The sequence below is a fragment of the Pseudomonas cerasi genome, from assembly GCF_900074915.1.
Taxonomy (GTDB): Bacteria; Pseudomonadota; Gammaproteobacteria; order Pseudomonadales; family Pseudomonadaceae; genus Aquipseudomonas; species Aquipseudomonas cerasi.
The window spans coordinates 5,248,540-5,272,781 of the sequence record NZ_LT222319.1 but is presented as its reverse complement, the minus strand read 5'-3'; the positions used below and the strand labels follow the sequence as shown (position 1 = coordinate 5,272,781).

General features: G+C 61.2%; 13 protein-coding genes. 8 read left to right on the top strand and 5 right to left on the bottom strand.

Annotated features, from left to right (window positions below):
• Positions 1 to 40 precede the first annotated feature (40 nt).
• The 4 genes from PCPL58_RS25885 to aceE all read right to left on the bottom strand — a co-directional run bounded on the left by PCPL58_RS25885 (position 41) and on the right by aceE (position 7,510).
• Positions 41 to 1,219, bottom strand: a complete 1,179-nt coding sequence (locus PCPL58_RS25885; RefSeq protein WP_065350780.1) for a BaiN/RdsA family NAD(P)/FAD-dependent oxidoreductase — start codon at positions 1,217 to 1,219, stop codon at positions 41 to 43.
• Between the two features lie 176 nt (positions 1,220 to 1,395).
• Complete coding sequence (gene dbpA / locus PCPL58_RS25880; protein ID WP_065350779.1) at positions 1,396 to 2,775, bottom strand: ATP-dependent RNA helicase DbpA; 1,380 nt, start codon at positions 2,773 to 2,775, stop codon at positions 1,396 to 1,398.
• Positions 2,776 to 3,075: 300 nt separating this feature from the next.
• Positions 3,076 to 4,722, bottom strand: coding sequence for a dihydrolipoyllysine-residue acetyltransferase (gene aceF / locus PCPL58_RS25875; RefSeq protein ID WP_065350778.1), 1,647 nt, complete (start codon positions 4,720 to 4,722; stop codon positions 3,076 to 3,078).
• Between the two features lie 142 nt (positions 4,723 to 4,864).
• On the bottom strand, positions 4,865 to 7,510 hold the full coding sequence (gene aceE / locus PCPL58_RS25870) for a pyruvate dehydrogenase (acetyl-transferring), homodimeric type (protein ID WP_065350777.1): 2,646 nt from the start codon (positions 7,508 to 7,510) through the stop codon (positions 4,865 to 4,867).
• A gap of 384 nt (positions 7,511 to 7,894) precedes the next feature.
• Between aceE and glnE the strand changes: the two genes are divergently transcribed.
• The 8 genes from glnE to PCPL58_RS25830 all read left to right on the top strand — a co-directional run bounded on the left by glnE (position 7,895) and on the right by PCPL58_RS25830 (position 17,964).
• Positions 7,895 to 10,852 carry a bifunctional [glutamate--ammonia ligase]-adenylyl-L-tyrosine phosphorylase/[glutamate--ammonia-ligase] adenylyltransferase gene (glnE, locus tag PCPL58_RS25865; protein ID WP_065350776.1) on the top strand — a complete coding sequence of 986 codons (2,958 nt, stop codon included), beginning with the start codon at positions 7,895 to 7,897 and terminating at the stop codon, positions 10,850 to 10,852.
• A 128-nt stretch (positions 10,853 to 10,980) separates the two neighbouring features.
• Positions 10,981 to 12,015: a lipopolysaccharide heptosyltransferase II gene (waaF, locus tag PCPL58_RS25860; protein ID WP_003366215.1), complete on the top strand. Its 1,035-nt coding sequence runs from the start codon at positions 10,981 to 10,983 to the stop codon at positions 12,013 to 12,015.
• Positions 12,016 to 12,017: 2 nt separating this feature from the next.
• Positions 12,018 to 13,082 carry a lipopolysaccharide heptosyltransferase I gene (gene waaC, locus PCPL58_RS25855; protein WP_003366216.1) on the top strand — a complete coding sequence of 355 codons (1,065 nt, stop codon included), beginning with the start codon at positions 12,018 to 12,020 and terminating at the stop codon, positions 13,080 to 13,082.
• Positions 13,082 to 14,203, top strand: coding sequence for a glycosyltransferase family 4 protein (locus PCPL58_RS25850; RefSeq protein WP_065350775.1), 1,122 nt, complete (start codon positions 13,082 to 13,084; stop codon positions 14,201 to 14,203). Before waaC ends, PCPL58_RS25850 begins: the two co-directional genes overlap by 1 nt.
• Positions 14,203 to 15,009 (top strand): lipopolysaccharide core heptose(I) kinase RfaP, encoded by an 807-nt coding sequence (gene rfaP / locus PCPL58_RS25845; RefSeq protein ID WP_065350774.1) that lies wholly within the window; start codon positions 14,203 to 14,205, stop codon positions 15,007 to 15,009. Before PCPL58_RS25850 ends, rfaP begins: the two co-directional genes overlap by 1 nt.
• Positions 15,009 to 15,743 (top strand): lipopolysaccharide kinase InaA family protein, encoded by a 735-nt coding sequence (locus PCPL58_RS25840; protein ID WP_003431987.1) that lies wholly within the window; start codon positions 15,009 to 15,011, stop codon positions 15,741 to 15,743. The genes rfaP and PCPL58_RS25840 overlap by 1 nt, the downstream gene beginning before the upstream one ends.
• Complete coding sequence (locus PCPL58_RS25835; RefSeq protein WP_065350773.1) at positions 15,740 to 16,519, top strand: lipopolysaccharide kinase InaA family protein; 780 nt, start codon at positions 15,740 to 15,742, stop codon at positions 16,517 to 16,519. The genes PCPL58_RS25840 and PCPL58_RS25835 overlap by 4 nt, the downstream gene beginning before the upstream one ends.
• Entirely contained in the window at positions 16,519 to 17,964 is a 1,446-nt protein-coding gene (locus PCPL58_RS25830) for a lipopolysaccharide kinase InaA family protein (protein WP_003431983.1), read from the top strand. The genes PCPL58_RS25835 and PCPL58_RS25830 overlap by 1 nt, the downstream gene beginning before the upstream one ends.
• 127 nt (positions 17,965 to 18,091) lie before the next feature.
• Here the strand turns inward: PCPL58_RS25830 and PCPL58_RS25825 are convergent, their stop codons facing one another.
• Complete coding sequence (locus tag PCPL58_RS25825) at positions 18,092 to 24,220, bottom strand: membrane-targeted effector domain-containing toxin (protein WP_065350772.1); 6,129 nt, start codon at positions 24,218 to 24,220, stop codon at positions 18,092 to 18,094.
• Between the last annotated feature and the right edge of the window lie 22 nt (positions 24,221 to 24,242).

The following is a 24,242-nucleotide window of genomic DNA, read 5'->3' as shown; positions in this document are numbered from 1 at the left end:
CCGGTTTGTCGTGTCGTGATGTTGCGTATCAGCGACTACGTCACACGTAGTGTGCGGCAGCATAGGCCGACGCCCAGGCCCACTGAAAGTTGAAACCGCCCAGATGACCGCTCACGTCCAGCACTTCGCCCACAAAATAAAGACCGGGGGATTTCAGCGATTCCATGGTCTTGGACGACACTTCGCGGGTGTCTATACCGCCCAGCGTCACTTCGGCCGTGCGATAACCCTCGGTGCCCGCCGGCACCACCTGCCAGCTCGCCAGCTTTTCGGCGATATCGGCCAGCTCGGCGTGGGTGTACTGCTTCATCGGTTTGGAAACGAACCAGTGTTCGGCGATCAGGTTGGCCATCTTCTTGGTGAACATCTCGCCCAGCAGGGTTTTCAGCTCACTGTTGGGGCGCTCGGCCTGCTGCTGGTTGAGCCAAGCGGGCACGTCGTGATCGGGCAGCAGGTTGATTTCCACCGTGTCACCGGGCTGCCAGAACGAGGAAATCTGCAGGATCGCCGGGCCACTGAGGCCGCGGTGGGTGAACAGGATGTTTTCGCGGAAGTTGGTGTCGTTGCAGCTCACCAGACAATCCACCGAGGTGCCTGACAACTCGGTGCACAGCTCCTTGAGCTGATCGGTGATGGTGAACGGCACCAGCCCGGCGCGGGTCGGCAGCAGCGTGTGGCCGAACTGCTTGCCAATCTGATAGCCAAAACCCGTAGCGCCCAGCGTCGGAATCGACAGCCCGCCTGTGGCAATCACCAGCGACTGGCAGTTCAGGGGGCCCAGCGTGGTCTGCAGGCTGTAGCCGGCGTCGGTCTTTTCGATCTGCTGCACGGAGGTGTCCATGTGCAGGCTGACACCGGCCTCGCGGCACTCTTCCAGAAGCATTTCCAGAATGTCGCTGGACTTGTTGTCGCAAAACAGCTGGCCGAGCTTCTTCTCGTGATAAGGCACGCCATGCTTGGCGACCATCGCGATGAAATCCCATTGGGTGTAGCGGGCCAGGGCCGATTTGCAGAAATGCGGGTTCTGCGACAGGAAGTTGGCCGGCTCGGTGTACATATTGGTGAAGTTGCACCGCCCGCCACCGGACATCAGGATCTTCTTGCCGGGTTTGTTGGCATGGTCGATCAACATCACCTTGCGCCCGCGAGCGGCAGCGGTGAACGCACACATCAGACCGGCAGCGCCGGCGCCAATGATTACAACGTCAGTAACGGGCACAGCGTGGTTCCTCGATCTTCAGGTCACGATCGTTCCCATGCTCCGCGTGGGAATGCCTCTCGTGACGCTCTGCGTCACATACCTGCGCCGCAGTGCCTATTCAAAATCGGACGCAGAGCGTCCAGAACGGCGTTCCCACGCGGAGCGTGGGGACGATAATCCAGCCGACGACTATTTCAGAGAATCCGCACGCGCAGCGACTTGCCCTTGATCTTGCCGTTGTTCAAACGTTCCAGGGCCTGTTTGGCCATGCTGCGCTCGACGGCAACGTAGGCCTGGAAGTCGAAAATCGCGATCTTGCCGACCTGAGTGCCCGGAATGCCTGCCTCGCCGGTCAGTGCGCCGAGGATGTCGCCCGGACGCAGCTTGTCCTTGCGACCCGAGCCGATGCACAGGGTGGTCATGGCGGGCAGCAGCTTGCCGCCTTCCTTGATGCTCAGTCTGTCGTATTGCTGCCAGTTCAACGGCGCTTTCTGCAACTCTTCGATGGCACGCGCGCGTTGGCTTTCCGACGGAGCCACCAGGCTGACCGCGATGCCTTTCTCGCCTGCGCGACCGGTACGGCCGACGCGGTGAATGTGGATTTCCGAGTCACGCGCCAGCTCGACGTTGATCACCATGTCCAGCGCGTCGATGTCCAGACCGCGCGCGGCCACATCAGTGGCGACCAGTACCGAGGTGCTGCGGTTGGCGAACATGGCCAGTACCTGATCACGGTCACGCTGTTCGAGATCGCCATGCAGGCCAACGGCAGACATGCCCTTGGCGGTCAGGTGATCGACCACTTCCTGCACCTGCTGCTTGGTGAAGCAGAACGCCACGCAGGACGTCGGACGGAAATGGCCGAGTACCGTGACCACTGCTTCCAGGCGCTGCTCCGGAGAGATCTCGTAGAAAATCTGCTCGATCTGACTGTCGGCGTGCAGTGCTTCGACTTTCACGGTCTGTGGATCACGCATGAATTTCGAGGATAACTGCTTGATACCGACCGGGTAGGTCGCCGAGAACAGCAGCGTCTGACGGCGCTGCGGCGTCTGCTCGATGATGTCGGCGATGGCGTCGTAGAAACCCATGTCCAGCATGCGGTCGGCTTCATCGAGAATCAGCGTGTTCAGGCCGTCCAGGACCAGCGAGCCCTTGCGCAAGTGCTGCTGTATGCGACCCGGAGTACCGACGATGATGTGCGCGCCATGCTCCAGCGAGCCGATCTGCGGGCCGAATGAAACGCCGCCACACAGGGTCAGGACCTTGATGTTGTCCTCGGAACGCGCCAGACGGCGGATTTCCTTGGCCACCTGATCCGCCAGTTCGCGGGTCGGGCACATGACCAGTGCCTGGCAACCGAAGAAACGCGGGTTGATAGGGTTGAGCAGGCCGATGCCGAATGCAGCGGTCTTGCCGCTGCCGGTCTTGGCTTGCGCGATCAGGTCCATGCCCTTGAGGATCACCGGCAGGCTCTGCGCCTGAATCGGTGTCATTTCGGCATAACCAAGCGACTCCAGGTTAGCCAGCATGGCAGCAGACAGGGGCAGAGAATTGAAAGCGGTGTTAGTCACGACGGTGAACCTGCAAAACAAAAATGTCGCGTAGTGTATCACCCGCCAGTCAGACCTGGCACCGCGATAAAGGTCGTGGGAGCGAGCTTGCTCGCGAAGGGGTCCGTACAACCCCCGAAGATGGGTCGTGAGCAATGCGGATCGCCGCCCCGGTCACTCCCACAGGATCCAGCAATCAGCGCGGAGCATGGGCGCGATGGCCAGACAAAAAAATCCCCGCTGGAGGGCGGGGTTGAGGTTCGAGCGTGGCAGCTCGCAAAGGTGTACAGCAAGGCCCGTCCGGGAACGGGCCTGCAGGGCTTACAGCAGGATTGTACGGATGTCCGCCAGCAATTCGCTCAAGCGCTTGGTAAAGCGGGCAGCAGCTGCGCCGTTGATCACGCGGTGATCGTAGGACAGCGACAGCGGCAGCATCAGTTTCGGCTGGAAGGCTTTACCGTCCCAGACGGGCTGGATGGTTGCCTTGGAAACACCGAGGATCGCCACTTCCGGCGCGTTGACGATCGGCGTGAAGCCGGTGCCGCCAATGTGGCCGAGGCTGGAGATGGTGAAGCACGCGCCCTGCATGTCGTTCGCAGTCAGTTTCTTGTTGCGCGCCTTTTCCGCCAATGCGGCGGCTTCGGCAGCCAGTTGCAACAGGCTCTTCTGGTCGACGTCGCGGATGACCGGGACCAGCAGGCCGTCCGGGGTGTCCACGGCAAAGCCGATGTGCACGTACTTCTTGCGAATCACGGCCTTGCCGCTAGGTGCCAGCGAAGCGTTGAAGTCCGGCAGCTCCTTGAGCAGGTGGGCGCAGGATTTGAGCAGCAGTGGCAGAACGGTCAGCTTGACGCCAGCTTTCTCGGCAGCGCCTTTCTGCGCCACACGGAAAGCTTCCAGGTCGGTAATGTCGGCCTGGTCGAATTGCGTGACGTGCGGGATGTTCAGCCAGCTGCGGTGCAGACCGGAAGCGCCGAGTTGCATCAGACGCGTCATCGGCACTTCTTCGATCTCGCCGAAACGGCTGAAATCGACTTCCGGAATTGGCGGGATGCCCGAGCCGCCGCTTGCGCCGCCAGCTGGCGCTTCCTTGGCCTTCTGCATCATGGTTTTGACGTAAGCCTGAACGTCTTCTTTCAGCACACGACCGTGCGGGCCGGTGGAACTGACCGCGCTCAGCTCGACGCCGAATTCGCGGGCCAGCTGACGAACGGCCGGGCCTGCATGAACCTTGGCGCCGTCTTTGGCCGGAGCCGCTGGAGCAGCCGGCGCAGGTGCCGCCTCTGCCTTGGGAGCAGGTGCGGCAGGAGCCGCGGCTTCAGCCTTGGCAGGGGCAGCAGCGGGTGCGCTGGCGGCAGGCGCCGGAGCAGCGGCAGGCGCGGCACCTTCGACTTTCAGTTTCAGGATCAGGTCGCCGGTACCGACTTCCTGGTCCAGTTTGACTTCGATGCTCTCGACAACGCCTGCGGCCGGAGAAGGGATCTCCATGCTGGCCTTGTCGGATTCCAGGGTAATCAGCGACTGATCGGCCTGGATGCTGTCACCGACCTTGACCATCAGTTCGATGATCTTGGCCTTGCCCGACGAACCGATGTCCGGCACGTGGATGTCCTGAACGCTGGCGCTGGCTGCCGGAGCAGGCGCAGGCGCAGCGGCTGCGGCTTCAGCCGGCTTTTCGGCGGCGGCCGGGGCCGCAGCAGGTTCGGCAGCAGGTGCCGGAGCCGCAGCTGCTTCGCCTTCCACTTCCAGTTCGAACAGCTCGTCGCCTTCTTTCAGGCGGTCGCCCAGCTTGACCTTCATGGTCTTGATGACGCCAGCCTTGGGGGCAGGGATTTCCATGCTCGCCTTGTCCGACTCAAGCGTCAGAATGCTCTGGTCGGCCTCGATGCGATCACCGACCTTGACCATCAATTCAATGACTTCGCCTTCACCGTTGCCGATGTCGGGTACACGAATTAACTCACTCACTATGTCTCTCCTTAGGAGAACCTGTTCACTCACGAATACGCTGGTTCAGTTACAACGAAACAGCGTTGGATGCTCATTTACGGCAAGTAAATTCCGCATCCTCGGCTGTCCACGCTCTGATCAGCGCTCTTGAAGCAGACTCTTAGCAGTCCAGTGGATTGCGTTTTTCAGGATCGATGCCGAACTTGGCGATGGCTTCAGCCACGACCTTGGGTTCGATATCGCCACGATCAGCCAAGGCTTCCAGGGCCGCCAGCACCACGAAGTGACGATCGACTTCAAAGAAGTGACGCAGCTTCTTGCGGCTGTCGCTACGGCCGAAACCGTCGGTGCCCAGGACTTTGTATTCCTTGGTTGGAACCCACTGACGAATCTGATCAGCGAACAGCTTCATGTAATCCGTCGATGCGATGACCGGACCTTTGCGGCCGTTGAGGCACTCCTCGACATAGCTCAGCTGCGGCTTCTGGCCAGGGTGCAGGCGGTTGTTGCGCTCTGCAGCCAGACCGTCGCGACGCAGCTCGTTGAAGCTGGTGACACTCCAGACGTCGGCGCCAATATTGAACTCGTTACGGAGAATCTTCGCCGCTTCGCGAACTTCACGAAGGATGGTGCCCGAGCCCAGCAACTGGACGTGGTGCGCCGCTTCCTTGGTGTCTTCTTCGAGCAGGTACATGCCCTTGACGATGCCTTCTTCCACACCGGCCGGCATGGCTGGCTGGGTGTAGGACTCGTTCATCACGGTCAGGTAGTAGAAAACGTCCTGCTGCTCTTCGAACATCCGGCGCATGCCGTCCTGGATGATCACTGCCAGTTCGTAACCGTAAGTCGGGTCGAAGGTGCGGCAGTTCGGGATGGTCGACGCCAGGATGTGGCTGTGACCGTCTTCGTGCTGCAGGCCTTCGCCGTTCAGCGTGGTACGGCCGGCGGTGCCACCGATCAGGAAGCCACGGGTGCGGCTGTCGCCAGCGGCCCATGCCAGGTCGCCGATGCGCTGGAAACCGAACATCGAGTAGAAGATGTAGAACGGAATCATCGGCTGGTTGTGGCTGGAGTACGAAGTACCGGCAGCGATGAAGGAGGACATGGCGCCCGCTTCGTTGATGCCTTCTTCGAGGATCTGGCCTTTCTTGTCTTCGCGATAGAACATTACTTGTTCTTTATCGACTGGCTCGTAGAGCTGGCCGACCGACGAGTAGATGCCCAACTGGCGGAACATGCCTTCCATACCGAAGGTACGCGCTTCGTCCGGGATGATCGGCACGATGCGCTGACCGACTTCCTTGTCCTTGACCAGCTGCGCCAGGATGCGCACGAAAGCCATGGTGGTGGAAATTTCACGGTCGCCCGAACCGTCAAGGATGGCCTTGAGGGTGTCGAGTGGCGGCGTCGGCAGGTTGAAGCTCTGCGCGCGACGCTGAGGCACGAAGCCACCCAGCGCAGCACGACGCTCGCTCAGGTAACGGGCTTCGGCGCTGCCTTCTTCCGGCTTGTAGAACGGCAGGGCTTCGAGTTCGGAGTCCTTGACCGGGATGTCGAAACGGTCACGGAAGTGACGCAGGCTGTCGACATCGACCTTCTTGGTGTTGTGCGCAGTGTTTTTTGCTTCGCCAGCGCCGGTGCCATAACCCTTGATGGTCTTGGCCAGAACCACGGTCGGTTGACCCTTGTGGTTGACGGCTTCGTGGTAGGCCGCATAAACCTTGTACGGGTCGTGGCCGCCACGGTTGAGTTTCCAGATCTCGTCGTCGGACAGATCGGCAACCATCGCCTTGAGTTCAGGCGAGTTGAAGAAGTGCTCGCGGACGAACGCGCCGTCCTTGGCCTTGTAGTTCTGGTATTCGCCGTCGATGACTTCGTCCATGCGACGTTGCAGGATACCGTCGACGTCCTTGGCCAGCAGTGGGTCCCAGAAACGGCCCCAGATGACTTTGGTGACGTTCCATTGGGCGCCGCGGAACACGCCTTCAAGTTCCTGGATGATCTTGGCGTTGCCGCGAACCGGGCCGTCGAGGCGCTGCAGGTTGCAGTTGACGACGAAGATCAGGTTGTCGAGCTTCTCGCGACCGGCCAGGGCGATGGCGCCCAGCGATTCCGGCTCGTCGGTCTCGCCGTCACCCAGGAAGCACCAGACTTTCTGCTTGCCTTCCGGAATGTAACCGCGGTGCTCCAGGTACTTCATGAAGCGCGCCTGGTAGATCGCCTGGATCGGGCCAAGGCCCATCGATACAGTCGGGAACTGCCAGAAATCCTTCATCAGCCACGGGTGTGGATAAGAGGACAGGCCATTGCCGTCGACTTCCTGACGGAAGTTGTTCATCTGGTCTTCGGTAATGCGGCCTTCGAGGAACGCACGGGCGTAGACGCCTGGCGATGCGTGACCCTGGAAGTAGATCAGGTCGCCGCCGTGTTCGTCGGTCGGGGCCTGGAAGAAATAGTTGAAGCCGATGTCGTACAGCGTGGCGCTGGAGGCGAAGCTGGAGATGTGGCCGCCCAGATCCGGGTCGTTCAGGTTGGTTTTGACGACCATGGCCAATGCGTTCCAGCGCACCAGCGAGCGAATGCGGCGTTCCATGAACAGGTCGCCAGGCATGCGTGCTTCGTGGGTGACAGGAATGGTGTTGCGATATGGCGTGGTGATGGCGTACGGCAGCTGCGAACCACTACGGGTGGCCAGCTCGCCCAAACGGGTCATCAGGTAGTGAGCGCGGTCTTCGCCTTCTTTGTCGAGAACCGATTCCAGGGCGTCCAGCCATTCCTGGGTTTCGACGGGATCGAGGTCTTGCATGGCTTGCTCCAGGGCGGAAAGGCTTCCAGAATCGGTTGCCTGAGTTTGCGACTGGCCTTGTGGGCAGACGACATAAATTCTTGGATTACCGGAGGGTGGGATCCGGCGGCGTGTAGTTTTACTACAAATCGACGACGATTTCAGCCCTCCGAGTATCGGACCCAGTAGTAAAACTACAGAGAAGCGTCTTAATCGCTCCTGTTGTCGTGTAGCTTAAAACGTTACTGTTGATCGCTATTGAATATCTTGCAGGGAAAAAGCGGATTTTTATGCTTCTAATTTGATTTTTCCAGCAATTTATAACCTTTGTTCGACAAGCGGTGCTGGCAGACGCGTCTCGCCATAACGACGGACGGGCGTCTGCACGCCGATCAAGGATAGACCATGAGCCTGCCTTTACTGGCCGAATTTCCGGCCATTCTGCTGCCATCGATTACTCGCGCTCGCCAGATGTTTCAGGCCGCGCTCACTGTCCTGTCCGAGGACGCGCAGGCCTCATTCAAGGCCTGGCCCGAGGCGCGGCAGGCAGCATTCGACCGGGTCTGCGCTGCCAGTGATTTTGTAACCGAACAAGTCTGCCGTGATCCGCAGATGCTCCTGCAGCTGGCCGATTCGGGCGAGCTGGAGCGTAGCTTCTCTGCCGGCCAATTGCGCGGGCAGATTGCCGACGCGCTGTCGAGCGCTGCCAGCGATGATGAATTGGGGCGTAATCTACGTCGACAGCGCGCACGCCAGCAAGTACGGATTATCTGGCGCGACCTGACCCGTCAGGCAAACCTGATCGAAACCTGCCGTGACCTGTCGGACATGGCCGATGCGTCGATCGATCTGGCTTACCAGTGGTTGTACCCCCGGCACTGCCAGCAGTTCGGCACCCCAACCGGTCGTCATTCCGGGCAGCCGCAGCACATGGTCATTCTGGGCATGGGCAAGCTCGGTGCGGTCGAGCTGAACCTGTCCTCGGACATTGACCTGATCTTCGGCTACCCGGAGGGCGGCGAGACCGTCGGCACCAAGCGTGCGCTGGACAATCAGGAGTTCTTCATTCGTCTGGGCCAGCGGCTGATCAAGGCGCTCGACCCGGTGACCGTCGACGGTTTCGTATTCCGGGTCGACATGCGTCTGCGCCCCTACGGTTCGTCCGGCGCCCTGGTGCTCAGCTTCAATGCGCTGGAACAGTATTACCAGGACCAGGGCCGGGATTGGGAACGTTACGCGATGATCAAGGCGCGCGTGGTCGGGGGCGATCAGGCTGCCGGTGCCGAATTGCTGGCGATGCTGCGTCCGTTCGTGTACCGCCGCTATCTGGATTTCTCGGCCATCGAAGCGCTGCGCACCATGAAGCAGCTCATTCAGCAGGAAGTGAAGCGCAAGGGCATGGCGGAAAACATCAAGCTGGGCGCCGGCGGCATTCGTGAGGTGGAGTTCATCGCCCAGGCCTTTCAACTGATTCACGGCGGCCGCGACCTGAGTCTGCAGCAGCGGCCGTTGTTCAAGGTGCTGAAAACCCTTGAGGGGCAGGGCTATCTGCCCTCGGCGGTGACCGAAGAGCTGCGCGAGGGCTACGAGTTTCTGCGTTATACCGAGCACGCCATTCAGGCGATTGCCGACCGTCAGACGCAGATGCTCCCGGACAACGAACAGGATCAGGCGCGCGTTGCGCTGATCATGGGCTTCGCTGACTGGGCTGCCTTTCACGAACGGCTGATGCACTGGCGTGGCCGTGTGGCCTGGCACTTCCGCCAGGTCATTGCGGACCCCGACGCCGACCCGGATGATGAGCAGGAAGAAGATGGTGAAGTGGTGGTGGGAGGCGAATGGCTGCCGTTTTGGGAAGAGTCCCAGGACGAAGAGGCCGCAGGTCGCCAACTGTTGCAGGCCGGCTTTGTTGACGCCGAGAAGGCGCTGAAAAATCTGGCCAGCCTGCGCAGCAGCCCCAACCTGCGTTCGATGCAGCGTCTGAGCCGTGAGCGGCTGGACGCGTTCATCCCCCGTCTGCTGGCTCAGGCGGTGGAACATGAGAAGCCCGACCTGGTACTCGAACGCGTGCTGCCCCTGGTAGAAGCGGTCGCCCGGCGCTCGGCGTACCTGGTGCTGCTCACGGAAAACCCCGACGCGCTGCGACAGCTGCTGACCCTGTGCGCCGCGAGCCCGTGGATTGCCGAGCAGATCGCGCGTTTCCCGTTGTTGCTCGATGAGTTGCTCAATGAGGGACGCCTGTTCAATCCGCCGCTGGCCCCGGAACTGGCGGCCGAGCTGCGCGAGCGGCTGATTCGTATCCCCGAGGACGACCTTGAGCAGCAGATGGAAGCCTTGCGGCATTTCAAGCTGGCGCACAGTCTGCGCGTTGCGGCGTCCGAGATATCCGGCAGCCTGCCGTTGATGAAAGTCAGTGATTACCTGACCTGGCTGGCCGAGGCGATTCTCGATCAGGTGCTCGCGCTGGCCTGGCGCTACAGCGTGGCCCGACACGGTACGCCTTTACGTCCGGACGGCACGTTGTGCGATCCGGGTTTCGTGATTGTCGGCTACGGCAAGGTCGGCGGCATCGAGCTGGGGCATGGCTCCGATCTGGATCTGGTGTTCATTCATGATGGCGATCTGGAGGCCGAGACCGACGGTGCCAAGCCGATCGACACCGCGCAGTTCTTCACCCGGCTGGGGCAGCGTGTGATCCATTTGCTGACCACGCAAACCAACTCCGGTCAGCTGTATGACGTCGACATGCGCCTGCGGCCTTCGGGGGCATCCGGCCTGCTGGTCAGCTCTGTGGGGGCTTTCGCCCGTTATCAGGCCAATGAAGCCTGGACCTGGGAGCATCAGGCGCTGGTTCGTGCGCGGGTCATGGCCGGCAGCCGGGATGTGGGCGAGCAATTCGAGAAAGTCCGTGCCGATGTGCTGGGGCGCGAACGCGATCTGGACAAGCTGCGCGCCGAAGTCAGCGAAATGCGCGCCAAGATGCGTGACAACCTCGGTACCCGCGTGACAGCGGCCGGCAGGGCGGCCAATGCCTTCGAGGCGGCGGTGCCATTCGACCTCAAGCAGGACGCCGGAGGTATCGTCGATATCGAATTTATGGTGCAATACGCCGCCTTGGCGTGGTCCAGAGAGCATCCCGCGCTGCTGCAATACACCGACAACATCCGGATTCTCGAAGGGCTTGAAGAAGCCGGACTGCTACCGGATACGGATGCCGGCCTGTTGCGCGAAGCCTATAAGGCGTATCGCTCGGCGGCACATCGCCAAGCCTTGCAGAAGCAGGCGGGCGTGGTCAGCGGCGATCAGTTTCACGCCCAGCGGCGTGAGGTGATGCGGATCTGGACGCAGATGGGGTTGAGCTGAGCCTCACGGCACGCCACATTCCACTGCAACACTCTATAAAGCTATGACAGGGAGGCGACAGGTTGTGTGGGAATGTCACGCAGTCTGATCGGCCTCCCTGATCGTTTCTGGTCGTTTTTGGATAGAACATGAAAATTCTGATCGTTGGGCCTAGCTGGGTCGGTGACATGGTGATGGCACAAACGCTGTTCCAGTGTCTGAAACAGCGTCATCCCGAGTGCGAAATCGACGTGCTGGCCCCTGAATGGAGCCGTCCGATACTGGAGCGCATGCCGGAGGTTCGCGCTGCGCTGAGTTTTCCGCTAGGGCACGGTGCCCTGGAACTGGCGACCCGTCGCCGGATCGGCAAGTCTCTGGCCGGCCAATACGATCAGGCTATCCTGCTGCCCAATTCGCTGAAATCCGCGCTGGTGCCGTTTTTCGCCGGCATTCCGAAACGTACCGGCTGGCGCGGCGAGTTCCGCTACGGCCTGCTCAACGACGTGCGGACCCTCGACAAGCAGCGCTACCCGCTGATGATCGAACGTTTCATGGCCCTGGCCTTCGACAAGGGCACCGAGTTGCCGCGTCCTTACCCGCGGCCGAGCCTGCGTATCGACCCGACCACGCGTGATGCCGCACTGAGCAAATTCGGTCTGACCCTGGATCGCCCGGTATTGGCGCTATGCCCCGGCGCGGAGTTCGGTGAGTCCAAGCGCTGGCCCGCCGAGCATTACGCACAGGTCGCCGACGCGAGCATTCGCGAAGGCTGGCAGGTCTGGCTGTTCGGCTCGAAAAAAGATCACCCGGTCGGTGAGAGCATTCGTCAGGAGCTGATTCCCGGCCTGCGCGAGGAGTCCGTCAACCTCAGTGGCGAGACCTCGCTGGCCGAAGCCATTGACCTGCTGTCGTGCGCCGATGCCGTGGTGTCCAACGATTCCGGCCTGATGCACGTGGCCGCAGCGCTGAACCGTCCGCTGGTGGCTGTCTACGGTTCGACCTCGCCGGGCTTCACGCCGCCGCTGGCCGACGCAGTCGAGGTGGTGCGTCTGGGCATCGAGTGCAGCCCGTGCTTTGAGCGCACCTGCCGTTTCGGCCATTACAACTGCATGCGTCTGCTTGAGCCGGACGCCGTGACTCAGGCGCTGAGCCGCCTGAGTAGCACGCCGGTGGAGGTTGCCTGATTTTGCGGGTACTGCTGATCAAGACGTCTTCACTGGGTGATGTGATTCATGCCTTGCCCGCGCTGACCGATGCGGCGCGTGCGTTGCCCGGCATTCGCTTCGACTGGGTGGTCGAGGAGGGCTTCGCGGAGATTCCCGCCTGGCATCCGGCGGTCGACAGGGTGATCCCGGTGGCGATTCGCCGCTGGCGCAAGCACCTCTGGCAAACCTTCAGGTCCGGGGAATGGCGGCGCTTCAAACAGCAGGTGCGCGAACAGCGCTATGATCTGGTGATCGATGCGCAGGGCTTGTTCAAAAGTGCCTGGCTGACACGCTATGTCGATGCACCGGTGGCCGGTCTGGACCGCGATTCGGCACGCGAGCCGGTCGCCAGTCGCTTTTATGATCGCGCTTTTCCAGTGGCACGCGGGCAGCATGCGGTCGAACGGTTGCGCCAGTTGTTCGCTCAGGCACTGGGTTATTCACAGCCGTCCGGCATGGGCGATTACGGTCTCAAGCCCCTGGCGACTCTGGATGACAATTTGCAGGCCCCGTTCGTGCTGTTCCTGCATGGCACGACCTGGGACACCAAGCACTGGCCTGAGCTGTACTGGCGACAGCTGGCCGAATTGATGGCAGCACGCGGCCTGCAAGTGCAGTTGCCGTGGGGCAACCCGGCAGAGAAGGCCCGCGCCGAGCGCATTGCCGAGGGTCTGAGCAGTGCTCACGTGCTGCCAAAGCTCAATCTGGCAGGCGTTGCGCGGGTGCTGGCCAGCGCGCAGGCGTGCGTCGCGGTAGACACCGGCATCGGGCACCTGGCCGCTGCACTGGATGTGCCGACCATTTCCCTGTTCGGCCCGACCAATCCGGGCCTGACCGGGGCCTACGGCAAGTCGCAGGTGCATCTGGCCAGCGACTACCCGGGCTGCACGCCGTGCCTGCAAAAGAAATGCACGTACCAACCGACCGCCGACGATCAGCGCCGGTTCGACCTTAAGCGCGAGTGGCCGATGTGCTTCACTCGCTTGAATCCCGAGCGAGTAGCGAGCCAATTGGGCGCGCTGTTGCTGGCAAAGGAACCTGGCTGATGCAACTGGCTTTTGTACTCTACAAATACTTCCCGTTCGGCGGCCTGCAACGCGACTTCATGCGCATCGCGCTGGAGTGCCAGCAGCGCGGCCATCAGATCCGTGTGTATACCCTGATCTGGGAAGGCGATGTGCCACCCGGTTTCGAGGTGCTGGTGGCGCCGGTCAAGGCGTTCTTCAATCATCGGCGCAATGAAAAGCTCAGCGCCTGGATGGAGGCGGACCTGGCCAAACGCCCGGTGGACCGCCTGATCGGTTTCAACAAGATGCCCGGTCTGGATGTGTATTACGCCGCCGACGGCTGCTTCGAGGACAAGGCGCAGAACCTGCGCAGCCCGCTGTATCGCAAGTGGGGCCGTTATCGCCACTTTGCTGACTACGAGCGCGCGGTGTTCGCCAAAGACTTGAAAACTCAGGTGTTGATGATTTCCGAAGTGCAGCAGCCGCTGTTCATCAAGCATTACGACACCCCGCCGTCGCGCTTCCATTTGCTGCCGCCGGGGATTTCCCAGGATCGCCGCGCGCCGCCGGATGCCCCTGACATTCGTGCAGGCTTTCGCAAGGAATTCGGCCTGGCCGACGATGACCTGCTATTGGTGCAGATCGGCTCCGGTTTCAAGACCAAGGGCGTGGATCGCAGCCTGAAGGCACTCGCGGCTCTGCCCGCCGAGCTCAAGAAACGCACGCGGCTGTTTGTAATCGGTCAGGACGACCCCAAAGTATTCCAATTGCAGAGCGCGGCGCTCGGCCTGGGTGATCAGGTGACCTTCATGAAAGGGCGCAGCGATATTCCGCGTTTTCTGCTGGGCGCCGACCTGCTGATTCATCCGGCCTACAACGAAAACACTGGGACCGTGCTGCTCGAAGCGCTGGTTGCCGGTTTGCCGGTCCTGGTCAGCGCGGTCTGTGGTTACGCTCACTATATAGCCGAGGCCGATTGCGGGCGGGTGCTGGACGAGCCGTTCGAGCAGGCGCAGCTCAATCGCTACCTGTCGGACATGCTTGAGGACGGTGCCGCACGCAGCGCGTGGTCGCGCAATGGCCTGACCTTTGCCGACACGGCGGACCTTTACAGCATGCCGCAACACGCTGCGGATGTGATTCTGGCGGAGCACTATTGATGAAGCTGTTCCTTGCTGAGCCGTTCAAGAGCCTGTGGGCGGGGCGCGATGCGTTCGTCGAGGTCGAAGGCCTGAGCGGCGAGGTCTACCGTGAACTGGAAGGGCGCCGCACGCTGCGCACCGAGGTCGACGGGCGCGGTTACTTCGTCAAGATCCACCGCGGCATTGGCTGGGGCGAGATCGCCAAGAACCTGGCAACCGCCAAGCTGCCGGTACTTGGCGCGGGCAAGGAGTGGGACGCCATCGAGCGTCTGCATGAAGTCGGCGTCCCGACCATGACGGCCGTGGCCTATGGTGAACGTGGCAGCAACCCCGCCGCGCAGCACTCGTTCATCGTCACCGAAGAACTGGCACCGACCACCAGCCTCGAAGATGTCAGCCTCAACTGGCGCAACGAGCCGCCCGAGCCGCGTCTGAAGAGAGCCTTCATTACCGAAGTCGCCCGCATGGTCGGCATGATGCACCGCGCAGGCGTCAATCATCGCGACTGCTACATCTGCCATTTTCTGTTGCACACCGACAAGCCGGTGACCGCTGACTATTTCAAACTGTCGGTCATCGACCTGCACCGTGCCCAGACCCGCCGTGCGATCACGCCGCGCTGGCGTAACAAGGACCTGGCCGCGCTGTACTTTTCGGCGCTGGACACTGGCCTGACCCGCCGCGACAAACTGCGTTTTCTCCAGGGCTATTTCCAGAAGCCGTTGCGCGAAATCCTGCTCAAGGAAGCGGCATTGCTGACCTGGCTGGATAAAAAAGCCGACAAGTTGTATCAGCGCAAAGTGCGCTACGGAGATGTACTCTGATGGCGGGCTGGAAGCTCGAGCCCGAGTACGCTTTCCTGGAGCCGGAATTCGGTAGCCTGGACGCCGTGTTTGCCCTGCAGGGCCAGCAGTTGACCCGCGACCCGCTGTCCGACGTCATTCGCGTCGAGCGCGCCGGTGTCTACTACTACGTCAAGCGCTACGTGGGTGCGGGCAAGGGTCTGCGCCGCTATATGGGCAGGCCGAGGGTCAAGTCCGAATGGCAGAACCTCAAGCGCTTCGCCAAATGGGGGATTCCGACCGCAGAGGTGGTGGCCTGGGGGCTGGAGCGAAACGGCGCGGCGTATGATCGCGGCGCACTGATCACGCGTGGCTTGCCGAACACCGAAGACTTGTCGGCACTGGCGCAACGCAAGGATCCGCGACTGACCGACCGCCACTGGGTCGACGCGATCAGCCGCCAGCTGGCTGCCTTCACCCGGATCATGCACGACAACCATTTCACACATAATGATTTGAAATGGCGCAACCTGTTGGTCGATAACGAAGGCAAGCTGTTTTTCATCGATTGCCCCAACGGCGCATTCTGGTGGAGCTTCATGCTGCGCTATCGGATCACCAAGGATCTGGCCTGCCTGGACAAGGTCGCCAAGTATCACTTGTCGGCCACCCAGCGCCTGCGCTTCTACCTGCAATACCGCCAGCGAACGCGTTTGAACGCCTCCGACAAAAAACGTATCCGACATATCGTCAGCTTTTTCGAGGGCCGTGAATGAGCGTTTTTATTGCCAGTGCCGACCAGCCTTTACTGGCGCGTCACAAACTGGCTGATTTTGAATCGCTTTGGAACATCAGACTCGATGCGGTCGATGAGCCCAATACCGGGCGCGGCGGCTGGAGCAGTGTGTTCCGCCTCGATCTGGACGGTCAGGGTTTTTACCTCAAGCGTCAGAGCAATTACCTGACTCACACGTTGCATCATCCGTTTGGCGAACCGTCGTTCTCGCGCGAGTTTCGTAACATCAGTCGCTATCGCAAGCTGGGGATTCCGGCACTGCAAGCGGTGTTCTATGGCGAGCGCAAGGTCGACGGCGAGCGCCGGGCGATCCTGATGACGCGTGCGCTGGACGGCTGGACCGATCTCGACGAACTGTTGCAGCAGTGGAACCAGATGGAGGCCGCTCAGCGTCTGGCAATACTGCACGCCTGCGGGCAGCTGGCGCGCACGCTGCACGGCGCCGGACAGGTGCATGGCTGCTTCTATCCCAAGCATATTTTTCTTCAGGCAGCCGGTACGGGGTATCAGGCGCAATTGATCGACCTGGAAAAAACCCGCCCGGTGATCTTCGGCAAGCGTGACCTTGCCCGCGACCTCGAACCTCTGCTGCGCCGCGCGCCGATGTGGAATGAGGCGGATCGGCGCGAGCTGCTGGCGGCTTATCTGCAAGCTACGCCGAACAGCCTGCTGGTTGACGCCTGGAGTGCGCGTCTGGGCAAGCGCGGCGCTCACAAACGAGACATTCAACACCGCGATGATAAAGAGACCCGTTGATGCGTTTGTCTGAGCTCAAGACCGCTGGACGTACCCCCGAGTTGCCGATGAGCCTGACGCTGGCCGATGCTGCCGGACCGGCTGAACTGCAATTGCTGACCCTGCTGCGCGTATTGCCGGGGCAGCGCTATGTCGGGGCCGGTGTCTGGCGAGGCCGAACGGTGCTGGCAAAATTGCTGGTGGGCGACAAGGCGGCCCGACACTTTCAGCGTGAGCTGGCCGGGGTACGGCTGCTTGCCGAACAGGGCCTGACCACACCACTGCTGCTGGCCGACGGTTTGCAGGACGGCGAGGGTGGCTGGCTGTTGTTCGAGTTTCTGGAACAGGCACCGAGCCTGGGCGATGCCTGGAACGCTGTTCAGCACCTGCCACCGTTGGCAGACGAGCAGCAAGCGGTGCTCGGCGACGCGCTGTCGGCCATTGCCCGGCAGCACGCTAAAGGCCTGTGGCAGGAAGACCTGCACCTGGACAACCTGCTGCGCCACAACGGGCAGCTGTATTTGATCGATGGCGCCGGGATTCGTGCTGAACAGGCTGGCACGCCGTTGTCCCGGCAAAAAGTGCTGGAAAACCTCGGTGTGTTTTTTGCCCAGTTGCCCAGGTCTTTCGAACCTTTCACCGAAGAGCTGCTGGTGCATTACCTGTTGAGCAATGCCGAGCATGGTTTGCCGATGGAAGCGCTGCAAAAGCAGATCGACAAAGTGCGCAGCTGGCGGCTCAAGGACTTCATGAGCAAGACCGTGCGCGACTGCAGTCTGTTCAGTGTCGAGGACAGCGCTTCGGTGTTCCGCGCCATTCGCCGCGAGGAAGAGCCTGCGATGCTGCCGGTGCTGAGTCAGGCGGATGCCTTGCTCGACAAGGGTCATCTGTACAAGACCGGTGGCGCGGCGAGTGTTGGGCGGGTTGAGGTCAATGGTCGTCAACTGGTCATCAAACGCTACAACATCAAGAATTTCAGCCACTGGCTCAAGCGCTTCTGGCGCCCCAGCCGAGCCTGGCATTCATGGCGCGAAGGCAACCGGTTGATGTTCCTTGGCATTGCCACACCCAAACCGCTGGCAGTGCAGGAAAAGCGCTTTCTCGGCTTACGCAGCAAGGCCTGGCTGGTGACCGAGTTCATCGATGGGCCGGACATCATCGAACGCTTCGCTCCCTATGTGGAAAGTGGTGATGCACCAGAGGTCGAACTGTTGGCGCTGGACCGGCTTTTCGCGCAGCTTATCCAGGCGCGTATCAGCCATGGCGATTTCAAGGGGCATAACCTGTTCTGGCACATCGATCGCTGGGCGATGATCGACCTTGACGCCATGCAGCAGCACAGCTCGCAATCGTCATTCGCCGCGGCCTACGCCCGAGACCGGGCTCGCTTCATGCGCAACTGGCCGACGCAGAGCGCGCTGCACCAGGTGCTGGAACAGCGCTTGCCGAAGCTTGTGACAGACTGAGCCCAGCTGACTCTCGTGCCAGCGCAGAGCGCTCACCGGTAGGTGCAGATTATCGTGCCAATGCTCCGCGTTGGCATGCAGTTCCGGACGCTCCGCGTCCTCTGTGTGACGCGGAGCATCGGCATCCTCAGGTGATGCGTGTGAGGTTCATTGCTTCGAGTGCTGCCACCAGTGCATCGATGTCGTCGAAGGGTTTGAGGTGGATGCGCGGCCAGCGCAGACGTTCGATGTACAGTTTGCCTTCGGCATTGCGCAGCACCGGTGTATGGTGAATCCAGGTGTCGCGTGCGCGATGGACGATGGTTTGCAAATTACCTTCACCCTCCTGTATCAGAAACATTCCAGGCCTGGAAAGGCGTTTCTCGATGCTTGGCAGCCTGACCGGCTTTGAGCGCAGTACCTCCATCTCCACCCGATAATCAGCTTTGATGTAGACCTTTTCATCCGCTATGCCACCCGAGACGAGCTCCCCCGGATCCAGCGTTATTCCCCTCGAATGCCCCGGAGCCACATCGACGACCCGCAGGCCGATACCGCCTTCCAGTTCGGCAATGCCAGGCACGACGCCCTGATAGGTATTGGAGTGGCTGTTGCCCACCAGCGCGATCCATTTATGCGAGCCCATCACGTCCTGATGCCTGCGGATCGTGCGCGAGGCAAAGTAATTCATCATTTGCTGGCGGGTAATGGACTCTTGATCGGCGATGCCTTTGAGGTGGTAACTGCTTGCGCAATCGATGGCGCGAATCTCCAGACCTTGCTGCCGTGCCCTGATGATCAGCCGTTCGAAGGTGTAGATCCCGGCCGGATCGGTGTGATACCCGCGGTCCAGGGTTTTCAGGTCATGCAGCAAGGTTTTACTCATCTGCCCCGTTTCAAGGAAATGATCCAGATCCGCCTGATGCAGATCGCTCAGCAGGTGCTCCATGTACAGCGTTTTGACGTTCTGCTGCGACAGCAGCGGCAGGTTGTCGATGATCAGCTTTTTGCTGGCGAGCGAAGAGTGTGACTCGCCAATAACCAGGCCTTCGGTATGGCGATACAGGATTTCAAGCAGTCCGGCAGTGCTTGTCTGCGCTTCGATCGACGGTAACGTCGGGCGAGGCGGCAGTTGAGCCGCGCTGATCCGGGCGGCGTCCTGTCGTAGCGTCGTGCGCCGCAGGTCGAATGTATTGCGCACAGTGTCGAGTTCGATGTCTTCAAAAAAATACTCCATATCAAGGCCCTTCTTTTCGAAGTTCGCCAGGCTATGCAGCGTTGTTCTGGTCTCCATCGGCATTTCGTAGGTGGCATCGGTCAGCGATTGCTGGATGGCGGTCATCGGCCTGTCAACGCTCCAGTCATCGGGCTCCACGCGTAGCCAGGTATCGTTTTCGTCCAGAACAAACCCGTAATCACCCGTCCAGCGCTCACCCCCGGCAATCGCGGCCGGGTCGCCCAGCTCGCGGATCAGCACGTCATCCAGCGCAGTGGCAGGCGGTAGCGGTTGGGCGGGCAGCGTCGGGTCGGCAAACGCTATGCTGAAGTCATAGTGAGTCGGCGTGTTTTCATGCAGCAGGTCCGCGCTTTGCCTGATGCGTGTCGGTCGTCCGGCGGGTATGTCCTGGACATGCACGCTGACGGCCCCTTGCATTTCAGCGATGCCGGGCACTTGATCGTGGGTCGTGGCAAGCTTCTGGTCGAGCAGTGCTACCCAGCGTCTGGCAGAGGCCGGCTCGATGTCGTGGCTGATAACCTTGTGGCCGAAGAAATTGCTCATTTTCATGGCGGCTGCCGGGTCATCGGCAGCGCTCAGCACCGTATGGCCGAGAAACGGATAGCTGATCGACGAACTGAACGGGCGCACCTCGATCCCGTAACGGTGGGCTGCCTTGATCAGGTGGTAGTAATCGAATTCGCTGCTCGCGTTATTCAGGGCGCCGCGATTGGTCTCTTGCAGGTAATACTTGAGTTCATGAGAGCCGGAGCGACTCTTTTTACCCAGTTGGCGATACCTGGCCAGCTTGCGAAGGTGTTTGTCGATCAGCAGGTGCTCGATGTACAGCACCTCGACACGCTGCTCTGCGAGCAAGGGCATGTTGAGCAGGAGCAGACGCTTGCTGGCCACCGACTTCGGGGCTTCGCTGAACACCAGCCCGTTAGTGTGACTGAAGATGTGCTTGATGAGTGTGTCGACACTGCCGGGCAGTTCATAGGTGGGCAGGGGCGGCCTGGGTGGAGGCGTGAATCGGGCAAAAAAGGCCTGGGCGTCCTGATAGAGCTTTTCCCGGCGTGCCGCGAAGGTCTGGCGCACCTCGGTGAAATACGTTTCGAAATAGACTTCCAGGCCTGCTCCGGTCGGATCGAAGGCTTCCTTGCTGATGACGACATCCAGATGCGCGCGCATGCCGCCAGGCATCTGATAGTCGCTCAGGATATTCAGCGAGCTTGAGCTTGCGCTGGCGTCCTCAGGCAGCGGGCGATAAGTGCCCGGACCGTCCAGCCCGCCGCCGCCCAGGCGCTGCCGTTGGACGACTTGCCACAGGCCCTGGTCATTCAGGCGAACCGGCTGTTTGCCGAAGAAGGCGAACGGATTGGCCGGGTCGATGATCTGCCAGTACCGCCCGTGTGCGTCGTATTGAACCTCAAAGGCCCGGTCTGACAGCTGGATATAGTGTTTTCCATTGATCGCATGCACGCCCTTTGCGTGACCATCGGCGATACGTGGCACGTTATCCAGCGAAATGTCGACGGCCAGGTCGAGGCGCAAACCGGATGGTGCGCGCTGCGCTGCTGGGGGCAGGGGGAGAAGTGGCTGCCAGGCGCCACCGAGTTCGCGTGCAGCGAACTGACCGGTTGCCCGCGGGGGTGCCGAGGCGACAGGGGACGCTTGGAAAACCGCAGCATGCCCGTGGACGTTGGGCGTGCCGAGCAGCAATACCTGCTCTTGCAGCTCTACCGGGTACAGATCCTCGTAACGCGGCAGAGAAGGCTGGCGCTGGAACGAACGCAGCACCGGGGTCGAATGCTGACCGCTCTCAAGTTGATGCAACACACCGCCAAGTCCTTTCAGGCCCACCAGCAAATCGCTGCCTGCACCGAGGCCGTTGAGCAGTGCCGACAGCATGTAGCTCGTGGCGCGCTCCCGGTCGCCCGCGCTCAGCGCAACCAGTGCCTGCCCGCTGTCATGCAATGAAATCAGGCTGCCCACCGCAAAGCTTGCCGGCGGAAAGGGCAGGGTCAGGGCCGTGGCAATGATTTCGACACTGACCCAGATCAGCTTCGCCAGCATGTCGTTGCGACCCGTGGTGGTTTCTTCCACATCACGCAACCTGCGCTCCAGCGGCCGGTTGAAACAGGTATCGGCAACGTCTGAGATAAATGCCTTGGGGATGACCGGAGGCTTGTTGGCGTTGCCCTTCTGCATGTCCCGCAGGAAGAACGACAGGGTCCGGCGTGCCTTGATGCGGCAGCGATCCTTGTAGTAATCGATCATCCCTTCGCTATCCAGCGAGCTCACGAAGTCGCTGAACAGGCGGAATTCGATACCGTCAGGTGCCTGCGGCGTATAAAGCAGCGCGGCGTGTCGGATCTGCGTTGGCAAAATGACCAGGCAGCCCTGAACGGTTTCGATGTGGGTCAGCAGCGGGCCGGGGATAACCAGTTGATCGACATCGGTCAGGCCCGAGGCGATCAGCGGTTTATCCACATGTATTTGCAGGGGATAGAGCGGGTATCGCTCGCGTGAAGCCGAGTCGCTCAGGTGCGCGTTATCCAGTGATTGCTTGAGCCAGACATACTGCGTGGGCTCGATATGACCTTTCAGAAGGCTGCGCAGTGCAGCGGCCTTCATCTGCAGTTGGGTGATCATCACGCTGCATTGGCGGCGGTAGGCGTAGCCATCGTTTTCGCTGTTCAGCAGGGTGTTTCTGATCAGCGCAATGTACTCGTCGGCCAGCCACTGGCCACGCACCGAGCCTGCGACCTCCGCAGGTGACAGTGCGCTCAGGTCGATACCCGGCGGGCCGCTGAACGTGGCGTCGGTGGCTGCCGACGTGCGCAAGGGGTCGATGCTGTCGTTGTAGCCGTTGAGCAGCATGTCGGTGTAGGTCAGCGTTTCGCGCTCGCTGCTGATCACGATCAGGTCAGGGTCTACCGTACCTGCAGGGACCCCCAGCAGTGTGCCGATCTGCTGGCTGGCACGCTGGTGTACGTAATCCTGGAACGACTGAACCCTGGTGTGCGGCTGGGCCTGATAGTTGCCGAGCGCGCCATCGATGGCGTGTTCAAGGGCCAGTAATTCCCGGCGCTGGGCACGGCTGGCGCGCAGGTACCAGTCCGGGGTATGGCGGGCCTGCTCTGAGAGCAATACGCGGGTCTGCTCGTCGGTAAAACTGCGCAGTGCCGTCTCGCAGTAGGGGTGATCGATGAATTGCAGAAAGTCCTTTGCGGGCTGGGGTTTTTCGCTGAGGGCCGTCAGTTGCGCGGCCAGTTCCGGACGCGCTGCGACCGCTACCTGATCAAGCAGCCAAGCCATCATTGCGGGCGATGCGGTCCAGCCGACCACCTCATGCAATAGCTGGGTGTCGGTGTCGAAGGCCTTGAAATACTGCTGCCCGGGTGCCTCGCTGGCGAACATGATCAGCCGTTGCGTCTGGCCTTGGGCATCCTGCTTGCGGAACACCAGTAATCTGGCCATCACGTTACGGTCGTTCAGTTTGATCTGCTGCACGCGCACCGTGGAATCAGGCGCACTCGCCGCCGTGCTGGTCAGCGCTGCAACAATGGCAAAATCATCGGGCTGGATATGCCCCTGCATCTTCGCCGCCCAGCCGAGCGTGGTCATTCGGACCCGCGCCAGTGCGCGCAGCATCCGTTGGTTGTGTTCCTGCTGACAGGCCTCGCGCTGGAAATTGCCAAACACCGCGCGCAGGTCGAGTTCATCAATCACCCCGGCAAGGTAGGTCGGGCTCAATGTCGAGCACGCAGCGTCCAGCGGCTGGCCATCGAGGGTAATAACCGTCTGGTCGAGGAAGTCCGAGCCTGCTGTCTCGTCGCCCGGATGCAGGCCATAGAGCGCCAGTTCGGTCAGTGGCAGCGTCACGTGGTAGGTCTCGCTCGTCGCTGGCAGCATGCGACGGGTGTCGATGATCAAGGCCCGAGGGTCCAGATCATGGCCCAGGTCATTGGCCAGGCGTGCGCGCAACTGCATTTCGGCAAACCGCTCCGGCGACGCTGCGCTGCCCAGCACACTCAGCATTGCGGCATGCGCCGCGTCGTAGCGTTGCAGGTGCCGGGCATAGGTCTGCAGGTCAGCCTCGCTGGCGATCTTCATCCATTCGGGCAAGTTGCGCTGGTACTGACGTTGTCTGTTGGTCAGTTCCCGCAGCTCGAGCATGGCGGAGGGGCCTAGCAGGCCTGGCATGTCGATGGCCTGCTGGATTTGCGACTGACGCGTGAGCCGATCCGCCGTGCCGTGCTGTTCGCAGGCATAACGGATGTCGTTGCGCTGTTTGTTCAGCAGCCTGTCGAACGCGTGAAGGAACGGTGCCGTGGTAACGGGCTGCAATTGCACATCGGCAGCCGTGAACGGTTCCAGGTACAGGTCGGCGTCCTGAGCTATCTCGGCCAGCCAGTCCTGATGCTGTCGTTCCGCGTTGCTGAACAGCGCATCGCGCAGTGTTGGCGTGTTGAGCCACTGCGCAAGGGTTTCGGCCATCATGGGCGGCGTGGCAAAAGCGGTGATACCAAGCCCTGGCAGCATCAATAGTGTGCGCCCCTGACCTTGGGAAATCACCAGCACGCCGGCCATTTCAATCTGTTCGTCATCGTGCAACTGTACCCACACGGTCGAACAGGCGAGCGCCGGGCCTTGCGCCTGCTCGGGCGCCTCGGGCAGGCAGGCCAGGTAGCCACTGTCGAAATCGCGCTCGTGAATCCTGACGTGGACTTCGTCATGCACAGCCCTTTGCAGGGCTGGCAAGAGGCGATCACGGCGGCTTTCACCGGTTTCGCCCGGGGCCGTCCAGTAGTCGTCGATCTGCTGCAACAGGCTGACGATCTCCGGTTCGCGTTCGGACACGTCATCGTTGTCGAGGGCGCTCAGCAAGGCCTCGTCGGCCCTGGGCAGCGCGTCCAGTTCCCTGGCCAGAAGGGTGCGCAGTTCGTCGAGCCTTTTCAGCGCTGCGGACGCTTCAGGCCGGGGATCGCCGGGCGTCGTCGGTACAGGGCTCGGCGTTGAAAGGTTGAAATCCAGAGAGGGTGGTGTTTGTGTCATGACAGGCTTTCCATTGCGCAAG

Excerpts from the sequence above, each read along its gene's own strand:
- aceE (WP_065350777.1), bottom strand. The coding sequence starts at position 7,510 with ATGCAAGACCTCGATCCCGTCGAAACCCAGGAATGGCTGGACGCCCTG.
- PCPL58_RS25850 (WP_065350775.1), top strand. The coding sequence starts at position 13,082 with ATGCAACTGGCTTTTGTACTCTACAAATACTTCCCGTTCGGCGGCCTG.
- waaF (WP_003366215.1), top strand. The coding sequence starts at position 10,981 with ATGAAAATTCTGATCGTTGGGCCTAGCTGGGTCGGTGACATGGTGATG.
- PCPL58_RS25825 (WP_065350772.1), bottom strand. The coding sequence starts at position 24,220 with ATGACACAAACACCACCCTCTCTGGATTTCAACCTTTCAACGCCGAGC.
- PCPL58_RS25830 (WP_003431983.1), top strand. The coding sequence starts at position 16,519 with ATGCGTTTGTCTGAGCTCAAGACCGCTGGACGTACCCCCGAGTTGCCG.
- PCPL58_RS25835 (WP_065350773.1), top strand. The coding sequence starts at position 15,740 with ATGAGCGTTTTTATTGCCAGTGCCGACCAGCCTTTACTGGCGCGTCAC.
- glnE (WP_065350776.1), top strand. The coding sequence starts at position 7,895 with ATGAGCCTGCCTTTACTGGCCGAATTTCCGGCCATTCTGCTGCCATCG.
- PCPL58_RS25840 (WP_003431987.1), top strand. The coding sequence starts at position 15,009 with ATGGCGGGCTGGAAGCTCGAGCCCGAGTACGCTTTCCTGGAGCCGGAA.
- rfaP (WP_065350774.1), top strand. The coding sequence starts at position 14,203 with ATGAAGCTGTTCCTTGCTGAGCCGTTCAAGAGCCTGTGGGCGGGGCGC.